The organism is Flavobacterium sp. FlaQc-48, from assembly GCF_044007335.1.
GTDB lineage: Bacteria > Bacteroidota > Bacteroidia > Flavobacteriales > Flavobacteriaceae > Flavobacterium.
In genome coordinates, this window is record NZ_JBIPCR010000007.1 from 201934 (window position 1) to 219832 (window position 17899).

Here is a 17899-nt window from a genome sequence, read left to right on the forward strand (position 1 = left end):
ATATGTATCCAATGCCAATAATAATGGCTACGAGGATTGTCGTTATATAATTTTCCATATTTATTTTTCTTCGTTATGAATTACGGCTACTGGTTTTCCGGTAACTTTTTCTTGTAAATGTTGGAAGATGATGAATAAAACCGGGATGATAAACAACCCTAGTATTACTCCTGAAATCATACCTCCTGCGGCACCAATACTAATCGAGTGGTTACCTTGTGCTGACGGTCCTTTGGCGCTCATCATCGGGATTAATCCCACAACAAATGCTAATGACGTCATGATAATTGGTCGTAAACGCAGTTTCGCTGCATCGATTGACGCTTTGACTAAAGCCTGACCTGATTTTCGTTTCTGCACCGCAAATTCCACAATCAGAATGGCATTTTTGGCGAGCAGTCCGATAAGCATGACCAATGCAACCTGTACATAAATGTTGTTTTCGATTCCTGTTAATCCAATTGCTACGAATACTCCAAAAATACCTGCAGGGATTGATAAGATTACAGCCAATGGCAAAATGTAACTTTCATACTGTGCAGCAAGTAAGAAATAGATGAATATCAAACACAGTAAGAAAATCGTTGCTGACTGGCCTCCGGACGAAATCTCTTCACGAGTTTGCCCTGAAAATTCAAAACCATAACCCGCAGGCAATTGTTGTGCAGCTACTTCCTGAATGGCCTTAATGGCATCTCCGGAACTAAATCCTGGTTTTGGTATCGCATTAATCGAAATCGAATTAAACAAATTGTATCTCGAAGCGGTTTCTGAACCATAAATACGGGTTAGTTTTACTAAGGTATTTATAGGCACCATTTCGCCTGTTTTGTTTTTTACAAAAACTCTGTCAATTGATGACGGATCCGCTCTGTCGGCAATATCGGCCTGAACCACAACTCGGTAATATTTACCAAATCTGTTAAAGTCAGAGGCCTGCGCACTACCAAAATACGTTTGCATGGTTTGTAAAATGTCTTTTACATTCACGCCCAATTGGTTTGCTTTTTCATCGTTGATATCCAATTGCAATTGAGGATAATCGGCTTTGAAAGAGGTAAAGGCTACGGCAATTTCCGGACGTTTCATCAATTCTCCGATGAAGTTTTGAGAAATTCCGCTAAACTTATCCAGTTTTCCTCCGGTTTTATCCTGAAGTACCAAGTCTAAAGCTTCAACGTTACTGAAACCAGGAACGGTTGGGAAACTGAATACAAAGAAACTTCCGCCTGAAATAGCACCCAATTTACCACGAACCTGATTCATGATTTCATCAATATTCTTGATATCTCCACGATCTTCATTTGGTTTAAGCAATACAAAAACAACTGCTGAAGATGGACTTGTAGAATTCGTCAATAAGTTGAAACCTGAAATTGCAGTTACAAATCTTGAAGCGTCTAAACCTCTTAATGTATTTTCTGCTTCGGTCATTACTTTTTGAGTTCCGTCAAGAGATGTTCCTGATGGTGTATTTACTGCAATTGCAATAAATCCTTGGTCTTCAGTTGGGATAAATCCTGCAGGGGTTGTTTTTACCATGATTACAGTAGCTACCGTAATTAAAGCTAAACCTCCTAAACTTAACCATTTTCTGCGGATTAAAAATTTCAAACCTCCAACATAACGGTTGGTTAGGGAATCAAAACTTTTGTTGAATCCGTTAAAAAATTTCTCTTTAAATCCTTTTTTCTCATAAGCAGCATCTCCATGAGCCGAGTGATTGTCTTTTAAGAACAATGCAGCAAGTGCAGGACTTAAAGTTAAAGCGTTTACTGCTGAGATTACAATTGCAATCGCCATCGTAAAGGCAAACTGACGATAGAAAACTCCTGTAGAGCCTTCCATAAAACCAACCGGCAGGAATACAGCAGCCATTACCAGCGTAATCGAGATAATAGCACCCGTTATTTCGTGCATTGCTTCATGTGTGGCTACTTTTGGAGACAAATGTTTGTGCTCCATTTTCGCATGCACGGCTTCGACGACCACAATCGCATCATCTACCACAATACCAATCGCCAGAATTAAAGCGAAAAGCGTTAGAAGGTTGATCGAAAATCCGAATAACTGCATGAAGAAGAACGTTCCTAAAATTGCTACAGGTACAGCAATGGCCGGGATTAATGTTGATCTGAAATCCTGAAGGAATATAAATACTACGATAAATACCAATATAAAAGCTTCCAGTAAAGTGTGCTCAACCTGTTCGATCGATTGATCTAAGGCAACTTTTGTACTGTAGAAAATATTGTGTTTAATTCCTTTAGGAAAATCTTTTGAGGCTTTCACCATCAATTTATTTATAGCAACCTGAATATCATTGGAGTTAGAACCTGCTAGCTGAATGATACCAATTACAACTCCTTTTTTACCATTTAAACGCGTTAAACTGTTATAAGAATAAGCACCAAGTTCGACTCTGGCTACATCTTTGAGGCGAAGTACTGAACCATCAGGATTAGAGCGTATAGCAATATTTTCATATTCTTCGGGTTTGGTTAATTTACCTTTGTATTTAATAACGTATTCAAAAACTTCTTTACTTCTTTCTCCAAATTTACCCGGAGCAGCTTCCAAACTCTTGTCCTGAATTGCGCTCATGATTTCGTTTGGCGTCACTTTGTAAGTCGACATTTGTGTTGGATTCAGCCAAACACGCATCGAGTAATCTTTTACACCTCCAAAAATACTGGCCGAACCAACTCCCGGAATACGTTTAATCTCCGGAATAATATTGATCTGAGCATAATTGGCAACAAAAGTCTGATCGTATTTGGACTCATCTTCGGTATACATACCGATGGCCATGATAAAACTGTTTTGTTGTTTCGCAGTGGTTACACCTTGCTGAACAACCTCTGCAGGCAATTGACTTGTGGCCTGAGCAACCCTGTTTTGTACGTTTACCGCTGCCTGATCTGCATTTGTTCCTAATTTAAAGAACACTGTAATAGCAAGAGATCCGTCGTTACTGGCTGTAGAGCTCATGTAAGTCATGTTCTCAACACCATTGATAGACTCTTCAAGTGATGGTGCCACAGAACGTAAAACCGTTTCTGCATTCGCTCCCGGATAAACCGCCGTTACCAAAACCGATGGAGGCGCAATATCAGGAAACTGTTGTAAGGGCAATTTCGTAAGTCCAAGTACACCCAGGATCACCAGTAAAATGGAGATTACGGTTGCCAGTACAGGTCTTTGTATAAATATTTTGAACATTTTCGTAAAAATTATTTTTTATTAATTATTTGGGCAACTTTTGCAGGAGATGATTTCTCAGGCTGAATTACTTGCCCGTCCTGAAGTTTATCAATACCGCTTAATACGATTTGATCACCCGATTTTACACCATCTTTGATCAGATAATTAGTTCCGCTTTTACCTGAAACTGTGATCGGCATTTTGGTTACTTTATTTTCTTTGTTAACCGTGAAAACAAAAATTTTATCCTGCATTTCAACAGTGGCTGATTGTGGTACCAAAACCGCATCATCATGTTGCAGGCCTAAACGAATTTTTCCTGTGTTTCCTGAACGTAAAGTTCCTCCGGCATTAGGGAAAGTCGCTCTTAAAGTAATGGCCCCGGTAGTTTTATCAAACTGACCGTCGACCATGTCGATTTTTCCGGTTTGGGGATAAGCATTGTTATCTGCTAAAACCAAAGTAACAGGAGGTAATTTTTTTAGTTTATCACCTAAGCTGTTTCCGGCGTATTGTGCTTTAAAGTTGATGAAATCAGTTTCACCCAGAGAGAAATAAGCGAAAACTTCATGAACATCAGATAAATTAGTTAAAGGTTCAACATCACTTGCAGAAACTAAACTTCCTTGTTTTTTAGGTAATCTGCCAATATAACCACTAACCGGGGCTGTAACATTGGTATATCCTAAATTAATTTTGGCAGATCCTACCATTGCTCTTGCTTGTTCGATATTGGCAGCAGCAATTTTTTGAGAAGCCTTGGCTGTTTTTAACTGATAATCAGAAACTACTTTGTTTTGTACAAGAGGAGTTAATTTATCAACTTCTAACTGAGCATTAATTAAAGCTGCTTCATAAGCATGAAGACTTGCCAGAGCATTGTTTAATTGCTCACGGAACGGACGTTCGTTTATTTTGAACAAAGTCTGACCTTTATTTACATAAGCTCCTTCATCTACATACACTCTTTCAAGGTTTCCGCTTACCTGAGGGCGTATTTCAACATCAACTGTTCCTTGTATAGAAGCAGGGTATTCAGCATCTGTTGTAGTGTTTTCGCTTGTGATAGCTAAAACTGGTAATAATGGCGGGGCTGGTGCCGCTGGTGCTTGCGATTTATCGGCACAGCTGCTTAACACAAGCGCCAGAATAAAACTGGTTATAATTACATTTTTCATTTTCGTATTGGTTTTAATTTGTTGGACATTCTTATTGTTTAAATTTTGTGGTATTCGGATATTCTGGGCATTCATATTTAATTATATTAAATTATCTAACGTTGTTAAGTAGAAATGTGTAAAAAACCATACAATGATGCCTTCCGATTCTATTTGTAATCGGTATTAAATTATTTATCACTGTTAAGTAACAAGAGAAAAAAACGCTATATTACTCTATTAAATTTTCTAACACTGTTAAGTAAAGTAGTAAAAAAATAGTTGCTAAATTACTCTATTAAATCATTTATCACTGTTAAGTTAAAATGAAATTTTTTTATTGAATTGATTTTATAATTCCACCAATCGCATCTTTTAGGATTTGATTGTTGATGGTTTCCATTATTTCACTTTTGTTGATGATATTAATTGCAATCAAACCATGTATTACAGAGAAGAAAGTAAAATACTTTTGTTTGATTACTTCATCAGTAGGGTTGCTGTTTTTCATAATTTCAGCAATTACCGAAGTGAATAATTTATAGGGTCTTTCCTGAGCCGAACATTGTTGCTGACAACAGTTCATTTGCACTCCAAACATCACCTGATACATTTCGGTATCTGTAAAAGCGAAATCCCAATACGCCATCCACATGGCTTCTAATTGTTCTTCCGGTTTTTCAAATTTATCTCGGGCTTCCTGAAGTTCTTTCGCCAACTTGATAAAACCTTTTCCGGTTAGTTCATTAAGGATAGCTTCTTTATTCGAGAAGTATTCATAAATAATAGGAGCCGTATATTCAATCTTGTCAGCAATTTTTCGCATGCTCAGACCTTGCCATCCTTCTTCTTTAACGATAGCATAAGCAGCCTCAAGAATGTTACTTCTTGTCTCTTCTTTTTGTCTTAAAATACGATCTTTACTAGCCATTTTATTTAAGTATTAAATTGTTTAACACTGTTAGGCAAATGTATGGCGGTTTTTCTGATTATGAAATAAATTTGTCATAATATTTTCTTATTGTTGTATAGACAAGTGTCAAAAATCGCTGAAAGCCTTTAATAATAAGGATTTCTTTAGTTTTAGTTTTTTTAAGGAGCAGCTATTTTTTATGTTTAAAGACCATTTGTCCCGCTCTACACTATATCTTTTATGGTGAACACCGCTACAAAAGGATGCCGTTTCGATCGGGGCTAAGCGAGAAATTTATTTTTTCATTAATTATTTCTCCTTATTTTATTTGCGAAAAGTTTGTCAGGTACACAAAATATTAATCCTTCTTTTTTTTCCGCAAAGTCTGTCATCCTGACGAAGGAAGGATCACACAAAATCGATAATCTTTGTCGATATTGGAGTGTGATGGATCCTTCTTCAGGTACACAAAATATTAATCCTTCTTTTTTTTCGCAAAGTCTGTCATCCTGACGAAGGAAGGATCACACAAGGAACTCCGCAATCAAAATCGATAATCTTTGTCGATATTCGAGTGTGATCCTTCCTTCGTCAGGATGACAAAAATGAGAACAGAAAATTAGGTGGTAGGACTTACGAATCTTTTTTACATGTGTTTTAACTGGACTTCAGTCCAGTTAAAAATAAATAGTGTTCGTTTTTAAATAATTTTGATTACGAAATAGGATAAGAGGCTTCTATTTTTTGATTAACATCATTATAAAAAGGAGTTTCAATTCCGTATTTATGAGCATTTTTAATTACATAATCTATCAGGAATTGTTTCTCCGTCTGGTTATGGTTTTCAAAATCCAATTGCAAGGAAGATTTGGATTCAAACGGGAATTTAGTCAATAAATTTTTTGAAGTTTCAATGTCTTCTTTGGTCAAAGTAATATTGTTTTTCTTAGCAAGCGACTGAATTTCGATCATCATGTTTTCCAGAATATGCATCATATTTTGATCTTCTAAAAGCTGGCCAAATGTAACTTTATAAGCTGAAGTGATTCCTGCAACGGGCGCAACAAACAAATATTTTTTCCATAATATCTCGTTGATATTGGAAACATAAGTAATGTCTAAACCTCCGGCTACCAGTAAATCAAGTAACGGTTGATTTTCCTTTCCTCCAACGAAAATTTTTCCGGGTCCTCCAACATGCTGAACGTTTCCTGGTTGCTTAACATTTGAGGCCACATAAATACAGCCTTCCATAATTTGCCCGGCTTGCGGTAAAGTCTCACGAATTATTTCTTTGGCATTTACGACATTTTGCAACGTGATTATAATGGTTTCAGCGTTGATACAATCTTTATACGTATTCAATATCTGGCTGATAGAATAAGATTTAGAAGTAAGTATCAGCACATCCAGAATTCCGATTTCTGTTGGATTATCTGATACTAAATCCGGAAATATAGTTGCTGTTGTGCCTTTAGATTCAAATTGCAAACCTTCGTTTTGAATGGCGTTTTTGGTTTCTCCTCTGCAAATAAATATGATTTTGGTTGTAGTGCCTTTATATTTTTTGGCCAGGGGAGCACCAACAAATCCGCCGATGCCGCCAATTCCAAGAATTCCTATTTTTATTGTATCTGAGTCCATAGTGTAATATTTTGGGTTTTAATTCCTGATACAAAGTAAACAGGTTCTAAAGTATTAACTGATGTAAAAATATTGGTTATATTTGTAAAAATTAAGGATTATGAAAGACACCTTTTTTATATACAAAGATTTCGAAATTTATTCTGTCGAAGAATTAGAATGGAAGAAGGAAGTACACCGGCATAATTTTTTCGAATTATTATATATTGAATACGGAACCGGAAATCACATCTTAAACTCGATTCACCACCATTACAAAGAGCACGATATTTATCTGCTTACGCCAAAGGATTATCATTCTTTTAAAACATTGGAACCTACAAAGTTTCATTGTTTGCGTTTTTTACCCGGTTTTTTTTCGAACAAAAAAGAAATCGAAGAAATTGAGAAATTGTTTTATTACCACAATCAGACCAACGGCAATTTGATTTTTCTGGAAAATGATAAAGTCTTTTGTGAAATGGTTATTCTTAAAATACTAGACGAAGTAGCAAAACCAAAAGGACAAAACGAAATCATAATCAAAAGTTTGATGATGTCCTTAATTCAAATCATCCGAAGAAACGCCACTATCAACGAAAGCAATTTGAGTTTTCAAACGAATGAAGTTTTAAAGATTGATACTATTTTAAGTTACATTAGGTCGAATATTGCCAACCCGCATTTACTGAAGAAAAAAGAAATGGCGAATCATTTTAATGTTTCGATCCATTATATCGGGGAGTATTTTAAAACGCATCTTAATATTACTTTGCGGGATTATATCGAGCAGACAAAACTGAAAGTGGTTACAGAAAAATTGAGCAAAAGCAATCTGACTTTCTCAGAAATCAGTAATGATTTAGGTTTTATTGATAGTAGTCATTTTAATAAATTCATCATGCGAAGTACCGGAACCTCTCCATCCGAATTCAAAAAATCGTTGAGTATTTCAGCAACATAAGTTCGATTGTCTTTAATATTACAAGCTCCAGCGGAGCGAAATATTTATAGAATTATAACAGCTTGTTTTTCAGAACCCCATCGGGGTGATATATAAATTGTACGTTATATGTATCGCTCCGCTAGAGCTTTATTTGTAGGTTGCATTATTTGCTATAAATATTTCGCTCCTCTGGAGCTTAGATTATATTATTTGCTACAAATTTATTGCTAATCCGTAATTTGTAATAAAGATTATTTTATAAAATCCATTTCGACATGTTCAATTCCGGCGTCAAGGAAATAATTATCCGTTTGCCTGAATCCGTTTTTAATGTAAAATGGAGTGGCGATTACCTGAGCATATAAATAAACTTTCTCTTCGTTTTTTAAATCTTCTAATATTTTCAGCAGGATGGCTTCACCAATTCGCTGTCCTCTAAAGATATTTAAAACAGCAATTCTTTCAATTTTCGCTCCTTTTTCCATTTTTCGGTATCGTGCTGCTCCGGCTGGGAAACCATTTACAGTTGCCAGATAATGTACTGCTTCTTCATCATCCATTGATTCGCGTTCCGGAGATACATTTTGTTCTTCTACAAAAACTTTTTTTCTAATTAAGAAGGCGGCTTCTATTTGTTTTTGATCGTCGACTTTCCCGACTTTAATGCTATTATTGTTCATTTTGTTTCTGCGTTTGATATACTTGATGTAGTGTAAAAATAAATTTACGTGCAAATATACGTAGTTAACTACATATATTCAAAATAAAAAGAGATAATTAAGTTTTTTTTATAATGAATACAGGACTTAGGAGGAATATTAAACGGTGACAGGAGTACTGAATTTATAGAATAGCCCCGATGGAAACGGCATCCTTTTTCTGGCTCCTTTAGCCAGGAAAAGATATAGTGTACAGCGGGACTAAAGGTCTTTTTGAATGAAAATTTTCTGCTCCTAAATAGCAAGACAATTAACACTACTGGCAATTCGTCCAGTCCTATTTTAGTAAATAAAAAAACACCTCTAAACAAAACGTCTAAAGGTGCTTTTCAAATTAAAATATAGTAAGATGTTTATATTCTGCCGGTATCTTTTTTACGATACACCAGGTAAAATACCTGAGGTAATACCGTTAAAGATAAAATCATGCAGGTGATCAATCCGCCCACAATCATAATGGCCAGTGGTTTTTGAACTTCAGAACCCATTCCTGTTGATAGTGCAGCTGGTAGTAATCCTAAAGATCCCATAAGGGCAATCATGACAATAGGACGAATCCTGCTGTAAATTCCGTTTGAGATGGCGTCTCTTAAGTGCATTCCGGCCCGCATGTTTTCTTTGATCATTCCGATGAGGACAATGCTATCAATCGCGCTGACGCCAAACAAAATAATAAATCCAATTCCTGCTGAGATACCAAATACGGTTCCAGTGACCCAAAGCGATAAGAATCCACCAATAAAGGCGTAAGGCATCGCACTTACAGCAACCATGGTATCTTTGAAATTACCAAAATTAAAATACAAAAGGCATAAAATCAAAACTAGCACAACCGGAACGATCATAGCTAATTGTTTTGAAGCTCTTTCTTTGCTTTCGAATTCTCCTGCCCATTTCATTACATTTTCTTTAGGGAGTTTTACTTCTGCGGCTACTTTTTTCTGTGCCTCATCAATGGTACTTCCTAAATCCCGGCCTTCGATACTAAAACCTACGGCAATATAACGGCTGTTTCCCTCACGATAAATGAATGTTGGACCTGTTTTATATTCTACAGTAGCAATTTCTTTTAGCGGGACTTTCTTCCCATTCATCGTTGGGATAAGAATGTCTTCGATTTTTTCTTTTGAGTCACGATATTCTTTTTCGAAACGCAGGGTAATATCAAATATTTTTTCATCATCGTAAAACTTAGTTGCGGCCTGACCTCCAATGGTCATTCGGATTACGGCTTGCGCATCGGCAGTTGTTACGGCGTAACGCGCCATTTTTTCATCACTAAGCTGAATTCTTAATTCGGGTAAACCAATATTTTTATAGACATTGATATCTTCAATTCCTTTTACATCTTTGATCGATTTGGCGACTTTTGCTGCCATTGCTTCAAGTTGAAAAAGATCATTTCCGAATATCTTAATCACCAGCGGGCTTTTCACTCCGGCTACATATTCTTCGACATTATCCTGAATGGGCTGGCTAAACCCAAACCCGATTCCAGGATAGACATCAAGTTCTTTTTTGATCTCGGCAATCAGTTCTTCCTTGCTGATTTTACGTTTCCACTCGTCCTGATGTTTTAATTCGATGTGTAGTTCGATATTAAAAAATCCGGTTGGGTCTGTTCCGTCATTTGGTCTTCCGGTTTGGGTAAGAACAAATTTTACTTCTTCGAACTTCCTTATTTTGGCTTTCATTTCTTTGGTAAGCCTGACTGCTTCATCCAGATTGATACTGTTAGGCAAAGTCGCTCTTACGTAAATTGCTCCTTCATTCAATTTTGGGATAAATTCTGAACCGTAAAAAGCAAATTTCGCACAACAAACTGCCAGTAAAGCTAAGAATCCATATAGTGTGGCTTTACGATGTCTGGTACTCCATTTAAAAAGCTTGAAAAGATTTTCTCTAAAGAAACGCGAGATCCTGTTTTCTTTTTCGACAATATTTTTCGTCAGCATGACTTTGCACATTGCCGGAACATAGGTAAGGGACAAAATCAACGATCCTAATAGCGCATAACTTAAAGTAAAGGCCAGGGGAGAGAACATTTTTCCTTCTACTTTAGTAAAAGAGAAAATCGGCATTAAGGCTACAATTAAAATAATCAGGGCAAAGAAAATATAAGTGGCGACGCTGCCGACACTTTTCTTGATAAGCCCCATTTTGCTCATATTGTTAAAGCGTTCCATTCCTACTTTATGCGCTTTCTTCTCTAGCGATACAAAGACCTGCTCGACAATAACCAGCGTTCCTTCGAGCAGCAGTCCAAAATCCAGAGCTCCCATAGAAATCAGGTTCGCAGGCAATCCCTGAATTCGCAACATGATAATGGCAAACAAAAACGAAAGCGGAATAACAGAGGCTACAATCAATGAGGTCCTCCAGTTATAAAGGAAAATAAATACAATCAGCGAAACCAATAAAATTCCTTCGACAAGGTTTTTGGTAACTGTTTTTACGGTTGTATCTACCAATTTGGTACGATCGATAAACGGCACTATTTTTACATTATCCGGTAATACTCTCTCATTGAGTTCAGTCAAACGATCTTTAAGTCGCTTGATCACTTCGCCTGGGTTTTCGCCACGAAGCATAATTACAATTCCTTCTACGACATCGTTCTCCCCATCTAAGCCTACTTGTCCCAGTCTTGGTTTGGCTGAGATGGAAACTTCTGCAACATGTTTTACCAATATAGGTGACGATCCTTTGGTTTCAATTAGTATATTACCGATATCTTCGACTTTATTAATCAAACCAACTCCTCTTACAACATAAGCCTGATCACCACGCTGGATAACATCTCCACCAACATTTACGTTACTTTTCGAAACGGCTTCGTAAACATCTAAGGCAGACAGATTATAGTTTTCGAGTTGCGTAGGATTGATTTTAATTTCGAAGATTTTTTCTTCTCCGCCAAAACTCACCACATCGGCAACACCCGGAACCGAGATCAGTTCTCTTTCGATTACCCAATCCTGAATGGCCTTGATCTCCTTAATAGGCAGATCACTTTTGATGATGTATCTGAAGATCTCACCCGTTGCACCGGATGGAGGCTCAATATCAACATCGGCACCTTCCGGAAGATCCAGGCCGTTCAGGCGATTTGAGGCGTATTGCTGGGCGTAAAAATCCTCAACATCGTCATCAAATAATACGGTTACAACTGATAATCCGAAAAGTGAAATAGAACGTACTTCGGCTTTTTTCGGGATGGTGTTCATTTGTTTCGAAATAGGAAGTGTGATGAATTTCTCTACTTCTTCGGCACTTCTTCCGGGCCATTGTGTAATGATTCTTGCCCTGGTATTGGTTACATCAGGAAAAGCTTCTATGGGCGTATGGATATAGCTCACTATACCCGCAACTAGTAATATGGCAGTCAGGAAAAAAACGATGAGGGAGTTTTTTAGCGAGAAAGCCACCAGACCTTGTACAAATTTTTTCATGTCTTGTATGGTATTTATCCGTTTTAGGGATAATTAGTTTTTTAATCGTTCGTGAATCAGCAGTTGATTTTTGGTAATCACCATTTCACCTTTCTTAACCCCTTTATCAAAATAAATCCAGTTGTTGTTTTTTATGATTGGATTAATTTCTCTGGTTTCGATCGTACAATCATTTTTGTAGATCAAAATATGGTCACGATTGTTATCAAAAATGACTGCTTTTGCCGGAACAGCCACTAACATTTCGCCGCCTTTGCTTTTATCAATTACGATATCTGCCGTCATTCCGGGTTTTAGTTTGAGGTTTTTGTTTTCCATTACAATTCTGGCTTTCAAAACATGTTCATCGGCATCCAGAACTTTGGCAAGCATGGTAATTTTTCCTTTGAAGATTTCTCCCGGATAAGCCGGAGTGGTAACATCTACCAGCATATTCTCGCTTACGTTTTTTAGATTACTGGTATATACATTGACCAAAACCCAGATTTCTTTTAGATCCGAAATCGTAAAAAGCGGATCACTGCCCTCTGTGATTTGCATTCCCGGGCTAATGTTTTTGGCTACGATGTAACCTTCGGTTGGTGCTTTGATCTGAAAAACCGATCTTTCGCTGCTGGCGCTAAACATAGCCAGATTGGCTTTTACATTCTCGAGGGAAGATTTTAAAACATCCAGTTCGCTTTGCGCCTGCATCAAATCTTTTTGTGAAGCAATCCCATCCTCAAACATTGATTTTACAGATTGTAAATTTCGTTGTGCCACCGCTATTTGAGACTGAAACGATTTGCTTTCAGATTGCATGCTGTTGAGTTCTGTACTTTTTATCTCCGCCAGAATCTGTCCTTTTTTTACGTAATCGCCCAATGAAAAAGTAGTTTTGGTAATAATTCCTTCAACAAGGCTGTTAAACTGTACTACGTGATCGTTGTTGTACGTAATATTTCCGGTCAGATTTATAGATTCGCTAACGGCACGTTTTTGTACGGGCTCGATCGTAATTTTTTCTTTTAAGTCTTTATCGATACAAAATTTTTCGTCTTTGTTTTCTTTGATTTCTTCCTTTTTGCCACATCCGTAAACGAGCATTAACCCAAGGATCGGGAGTAAAATAAGTTTCTTCATTATGTTTGTTATTATTTTCAGATCATTAGATTTTAATTAATTTCCTCACCAGCGATATAGCGCAATTCTTCAAGGTTTTTATTAAGGTCTTTTTTAGAATTCAGCAGGATCGATTTGTTGTCTAAATAAGCGTCAACAAAATCCAGGTATTCCAGCATGCTGGTGTTTCGCTGCAGGAAATTCTTGCGATAGCTTTCCAGAAGTTTATCGAGATCTGATTCGTAATTAGTTTCTACGCTATCATACAATTTCTTCGTTACTACTAAATCTTCATAGGCCTGCAATACTTCAGATTGTACACTTATTGTTTTCTCTTCGGTAAGCAATTTCCCCTGGTCGATAGCTATTTTTGCCGCTTTTATATTCCCCTGATTTCTGCTAAAAAAGGGAAGATCCAGTGAGAAACCGATCCCAACAAAATCATTCATCAGACTGGCGCCGCGGTCATAGCTAACACCAAGGGTAACATCTGGTGTTCGCATTGCTTTTTCGTATTTGTATTTGTTGCTGTTGTATTCGTTTCCGAGTTTAATCACTTTCATATCAGGGCGATTTTCTATTGCCGAAGCCATAAGATTGCCCAAATTGATGTTATCGATATTTTTATAATCAGGAACAAAACCTTCATCAGTAAGTTTGATGAAACTTGCAGCGGGGAGATTCATAAGGACTTTTAATTCTTTTTGCAGTGAATTGTTCTCTTTACGCAAATCAGCTATTTCTTTTAAAAATTGCAATTCAGATGCTTTTAACCTGATGTATTCGCCTTTGCCTACATTTCCCTGCGTTACCTGATTGCTGTATGCTTTTAGCATGGCTTGCATCGACGAGAGCTGTTTTTTATAAATGGCTTCCTGTGCCTGGGTATATTGCAGTTCAGTAAGATTGCCTCTGAATTCAATTTTTAAATTGCGCAAAAAGGTTTTGAAGTATTCTTTGGCGATATCGACGCCCACTTTTTCCATGGCAATTAATTTTTTTCTTTTCCCGGCAGTCTGAATCAGTTGTTCCAGTTCTGCGGTAACCTGAGAGGTTGTTCCAAAATTGCCCCATAACGGAGGTAATTGCTGTGCTGTGGCATTGTTCCACAGGTTAATTTCGCCAATGGTGAGGGTAGGATTGGGCCATAATTTTGCCTGAATGACCTGTGCATCGGCAATGTCGATATTCAGTTTTTCAGAAATAAGAGCAATGTTCTTTTCCAGAAACAAAGCCTCGGCCTGTGTTCGGGACAGCACAATTGTATCGTTTATGGCAGCAGTTTGTGCCACACTTTTGTGCGATACAATAACGAGTAGGGTTAAGAGTATACGTTTCAAATTTAGTTTTTTTTAATATGTCGCAAAGTTATCTGCGACGTATTAACCCTTAATTTGATGTATGTTATAAAGCGGTTAGAGCTACATTAGAAAACGATTAGAGTGGCGGAAATAATAGTGTTACTGTTGTTCCTTCGTCTTTTTTAGATGTAATCGTAAAATGAATGTTGTTTTGTTTGAAGATGATATTAGCCAGTGAAAGTCCAACGCCGCTGCCTTTTATATCGTTTACGTTTTTGCCCCTGTAAAAGGTTTGTTTAATGAATTTTAAATCTTCTTCGCTAATGCCGGTTCCGTGATCTTCGATAACAATTTTAAGCTGATTGTCTTGTTGCAGCAGACTTATTTTGATAGGATTTCCGTTTGAATATTTTACGGCATTTTCTATAATATTGTATAAGGCAATCTTGATTTCGTTGCTGTTTCCTTTTATCGAAAGCAGTTTGTCGTTTATAATTTCAATCGCAATTTGTATCTGGGAACCTTTTAGCTGATATACATCCGGCAATTGATCGTTGATATCCCAAACGAGTTCATCGACCCTGAAAATTTCATTAAGTTCTGTATTGCCTCTCAATCCCGAAAGCATCATAAGCGTATTCATTGTGTCTTCGATCTGATACACGTTTTCTAATACTTTTTCAGACATTTCTTTGTATTCGGCACTGGTTCTGTCTTTTTGGGCAAATACTTCCAGGTTTCCTGAGATTGCGGTTAAAGGTGTTTTGAATTCATGCGAAACATAATTGATAAAGTTCTTCTGGATGATAAACGTATCCGAAAGCCGCTTAAACAAATTATTATAGGTTTCGATCAGTTCCTGAATATCATCTTTTGTGTTTGGCGAAAGAATATGACGATCGAGCGAAGAAGCTTCGATTTCGTTGACCTGATTGATAATGTTTTTTATCGGACTATAGGCCAGGTTCGAAAGCACGCGACTCACGATATAGATCGCAATTAGTCCGCTTAACAAAACCAAAATCATGATAATCTGCAGTCGATCTGTCATGGTTTGAAATTCGATGTCATTTTTTTTAACAAAAACGACAAAATCTCCCTGGTTGTCATGATAATAACTGCCAAAATAAAAATGATGTCTGGATTTAAAACTCAGTTTTCGGTTTTTTCTAATGTAATCCAGCCTGGCAGAATTGATATTGGCATCGATTGTTTTGTCGCCGTATACGATCTGATTTTTATTGTTGTAAACACGAGTGATGATTTCCAGTGAATTTTCCCTGAATTGCTGACCAATTATGAGATGCTGATTTTCCGGTAATTCGTCTTTTTCCAGATAGAAAATCCCCGTTAGCAAACATGTTTTTTGAAGTTCGTTGAAAATGATTTTTTCCGAATAACTGTAGAAAGAAAAGTACGTGATTACTGAGGCGATGACAAATACAACGCTAAAAGTAAGGGATGATATTAAGGTAAACCTGTTGCGTATTTTCATGATTCTTCTTTAAGCATATATCCGGTCCCTTTTATGGTATGGATGAATTTATGGTTCTGCTCAATTTTGTTTCTTAGATAAGAGATATACACATCGACAACATTCGTATTGTTGTCATAATTAATGCCCCAGACCGCGTTTAATATTTGTGTTCTGGACATGACCTTATTTCTGTTTTCTAATAAAAACAACAGCAATTTATATTCTCTTGGAGACAAATCGATCAGTGCATCATTTTCTGTAACCTTATGTTCTTCGGGGTTTATGGTTAAACTTCCTAATTTTTGCAAAGTTTCTACTTTATCATAATTGAATTTAGTCCTGCGGGTTAAGGCATTTACCCTTGAAATTAATTCTTTAAAGTGAAATGGTTTTACCAGATAATCATCGGCACCGGAATCTAAAGCATTTACTTTATCATCGGTATCGCTCAGCGCACTGAGCATTAAGATTGGCGTATGGATTTTCTTGAAACGCATTAGTTTCGTTAGCTGAATGCCGTCAATTCCCGGAAGCATAATATCCATCAGGATAATATCCCAGGTATCGTTTTGGATGAGGTCTCTGGCAATCTCGCCCGTTTCGGCCAGATGCACCGTAAAATTGTTTTCTTCCAAACCTTTTATAATAAATTCGCTAATGCGTTTATCATCCTCAATGAGTAAAACATTCATACTTTAAAATCTATAATTATTTGTTTTATCAGCAATTTGGAGAGTAATTTCACTACGTATTAATCATTTAAACACATAGAGACATAGTTTTGCATAGCGTAAAAAAAAGTCGTTTCACTCCAAATAAATCGCATAGTGCTATGAGATAAATACCGACGAATTATCAAAAATAACATTTAATTATCGCAATCGATGTTAAAATTCAATCTTGTAGGAAATGAACAACCCAATTATCGTCCGTAATAATCTTGATAGTCCTAAAACCTAAAAAGAGTAAGCTTTGGGGCAATGTCATTAAGTTAAGGGGAAATCTACAAAATTACTTAACAGTATAATCAAGAAAGTAATTAGAAAAATCCGTTTTTATCAGCGTTTTCGCTTTAGCGAATCAGTAAAAATCAGCGTCTAATTTTAACGCGGATAAAACAGATTTACTTCGTAAAAACGCAAATAAAAACAGATTTTATTTTCTAAAAGCTTAACTTAATGACATTGGGCGGGAGAAGGCTTTTGAAAACAAAACTCAATCCTTTTGGAATTTAAAATTTACAGAAATTGGAATTTGAGTTTTCATCCTATAAAATAGTAAACCAAATTGACATGAATTTTATATAATTTCAGTTTTGTTTTTAATAAAAACCTGAAATTCAATTAATTAACTTTTATTAAAGAAAGGTTTAACATGGTCTGTTTTAGCTGGTTGTCTGAAATAAGTAATTTTAACTAAATCAAAATTAATAACGTTTTAAATACTTAAAATTATGAAAAAGAATATAGCCATATTAGCCACAAACGGTTTTGAAGAATCAGAATTATCATCGCCGAAAGCCTATCTGGAAGAGCAAGGCTGGAATGCAGATATCATCAGTTTGAAATCTGGAACTATCAAATCCTGGAAAGACGGTAATTGGAGCAAGGAATATAATGTTGATGTAGTACTAGATCAGGCAAATGAAGCAGATTACGATGCTTTGGTGCTTCCGGGAGGAGTGATCAATCCTGATTTATTGAGAAGAGAAGAAGCCGCAGTAAATTTTGTACGTTCCTTTTTTGAAAGTAAAAAACCGGTAGCGGCTATTTGTCATGGTCCTCAGATTCTGGTAGATGCAGATGTTTTAAAAGGTCGAAAAGTAACTTCGTTCTTCTCTGTTAAAAACGATTTGAAAAATGCCGGAGCACAATGGGAAGACTCAGAAGTAGTCGTAGACAACGGATTGGTGACCAGCCGAAACCCGAATGATTTGCCCGCTTTTAATAAAAAAATGGTGGAAGAAATTAAAGAAGGAAAACACGAGCGCCAGACAGTATAAAAAG

At 36.6% G+C, this 17899-nt stretch carries 12 protein-coding genes; 2 read left to right on the forward strand and 10 right to left on the reverse strand.

What is annotated here, in order from left to right; translation table 11 throughout:
• Positions 1-60: 60 nt before the first annotated feature.
• The 4 genes from ACHRWY_RS13475 to ACHRWY_RS13490 form a co-directional block, all read right to left on the reverse strand.
• On the reverse strand, positions 61-3222 hold the full coding sequence (locus ACHRWY_RS13475; RefSeq protein ID WP_395355288.1) for an efflux RND transporter permease subunit: 3162 nt from the start codon (positions 3220-3222) through the stop codon (positions 61-63).
• A gap of 11 nt (positions 3223-3233) precedes the next feature.
• Positions 3234-4457 carry an efflux RND transporter periplasmic adaptor subunit gene (locus tag ACHRWY_RS13480; RefSeq protein ID WP_395355290.1) on the reverse strand — a complete coding sequence of 408 codons (1224 nt, stop codon included), beginning with the start codon at positions 4455-4457 and terminating at the stop codon, positions 3234-3236.
• A gap of 241 nt (positions 4458-4698) precedes the next feature.
• On the reverse strand, positions 4699-5292 hold the full coding sequence (locus ACHRWY_RS13485) for a TetR/AcrR family transcriptional regulator (RefSeq protein WP_140508864.1): 594 nt from the start codon (positions 5290-5292) through the stop codon (positions 4699-4701).
• A gap of 696 nt (positions 5293-5988) precedes the next feature.
• Entirely contained in the window at positions 5989-6918 is a 930-nt protein-coding gene (locus ACHRWY_RS13490; RefSeq protein ID WP_395355293.1) for a ketopantoate reductase family protein, read from the reverse strand.
• A 100-nt stretch (positions 6919-7018) separates the two neighbouring features.
• Between ACHRWY_RS13490 and ACHRWY_RS13495 the strand changes: the two genes are divergently transcribed.
• Positions 7019-7861, forward strand: a complete 843-nt coding sequence (locus tag ACHRWY_RS13495; RefSeq protein ID WP_395355295.1) for a helix-turn-helix domain-containing protein — start codon at positions 7019-7021, stop codon at positions 7859-7861.
• Between the two features lie 233 nt (positions 7862-8094).
• On the opposite strand, the gene ACHRWY_RS13500 is transcribed toward ACHRWY_RS13495, so the two are convergent.
• The 6 genes from ACHRWY_RS13500 to ACHRWY_RS13525 form a co-directional block, all read right to left on the reverse strand.
• Positions 8095-8523, reverse strand: coding sequence for a GNAT family N-acetyltransferase (locus tag ACHRWY_RS13500; protein WP_395355297.1), 429 nt, complete (start codon positions 8521-8523; stop codon positions 8095-8097).
• 392 nt (positions 8524-8915) lie between these two features.
• A complete protein-coding gene (locus ACHRWY_RS13505) occupies positions 8916-12014 on the reverse strand; it encodes an efflux RND transporter permease subunit (RefSeq protein ID WP_395355298.1) in 3099 nt (1032 codons plus the stop codon).
• A 33-nt stretch (positions 12015-12047) separates the two neighbouring features.
• Positions 12048-13136 (reverse strand): efflux RND transporter periplasmic adaptor subunit, encoded by a 1089-nt coding sequence (locus tag ACHRWY_RS13510; RefSeq protein WP_395355299.1) that lies wholly within the window; start codon positions 13134-13136, stop codon positions 12048-12050.
• Between the two features lie 32 nt (positions 13137-13168).
• A complete protein-coding gene (locus ACHRWY_RS13515; RefSeq protein WP_395355302.1) occupies positions 13169-14455 on the reverse strand; it encodes a TolC family protein in 1287 nt (428 codons plus the stop codon).
• Between the two features lie 97 nt (positions 14456-14552).
• A complete protein-coding gene (locus ACHRWY_RS13520; RefSeq protein ID WP_395355304.1) occupies positions 14553-15911 on the reverse strand; it encodes a sensor histidine kinase in 1359 nt (452 codons plus the stop codon).
• The gene (locus ACHRWY_RS13525) at positions 15908-16585 is read right to left on the reverse strand and encodes a response regulator transcription factor (RefSeq protein WP_395355306.1); all 678 of its coding nucleotides are present in this window, start codon (positions 16583-16585) and stop codon (positions 15908-15910) included. Before ACHRWY_RS13525 ends, ACHRWY_RS13520 begins: the two co-directional genes overlap by 4 nt.
• Positions 16586-17346: 761 nt before the next feature.
• On the opposite strand from ACHRWY_RS13525, the gene ACHRWY_RS13530 reads away from it, so the two are divergent.
• Positions 17347-17895, forward strand: a complete 549-nt coding sequence (locus ACHRWY_RS13530; RefSeq protein ID WP_395355307.1) for a type 1 glutamine amidotransferase domain-containing protein — start codon at positions 17347-17349, stop codon at positions 17893-17895.
• Positions 17896-17899 lie beyond the last annotated feature (4 nt).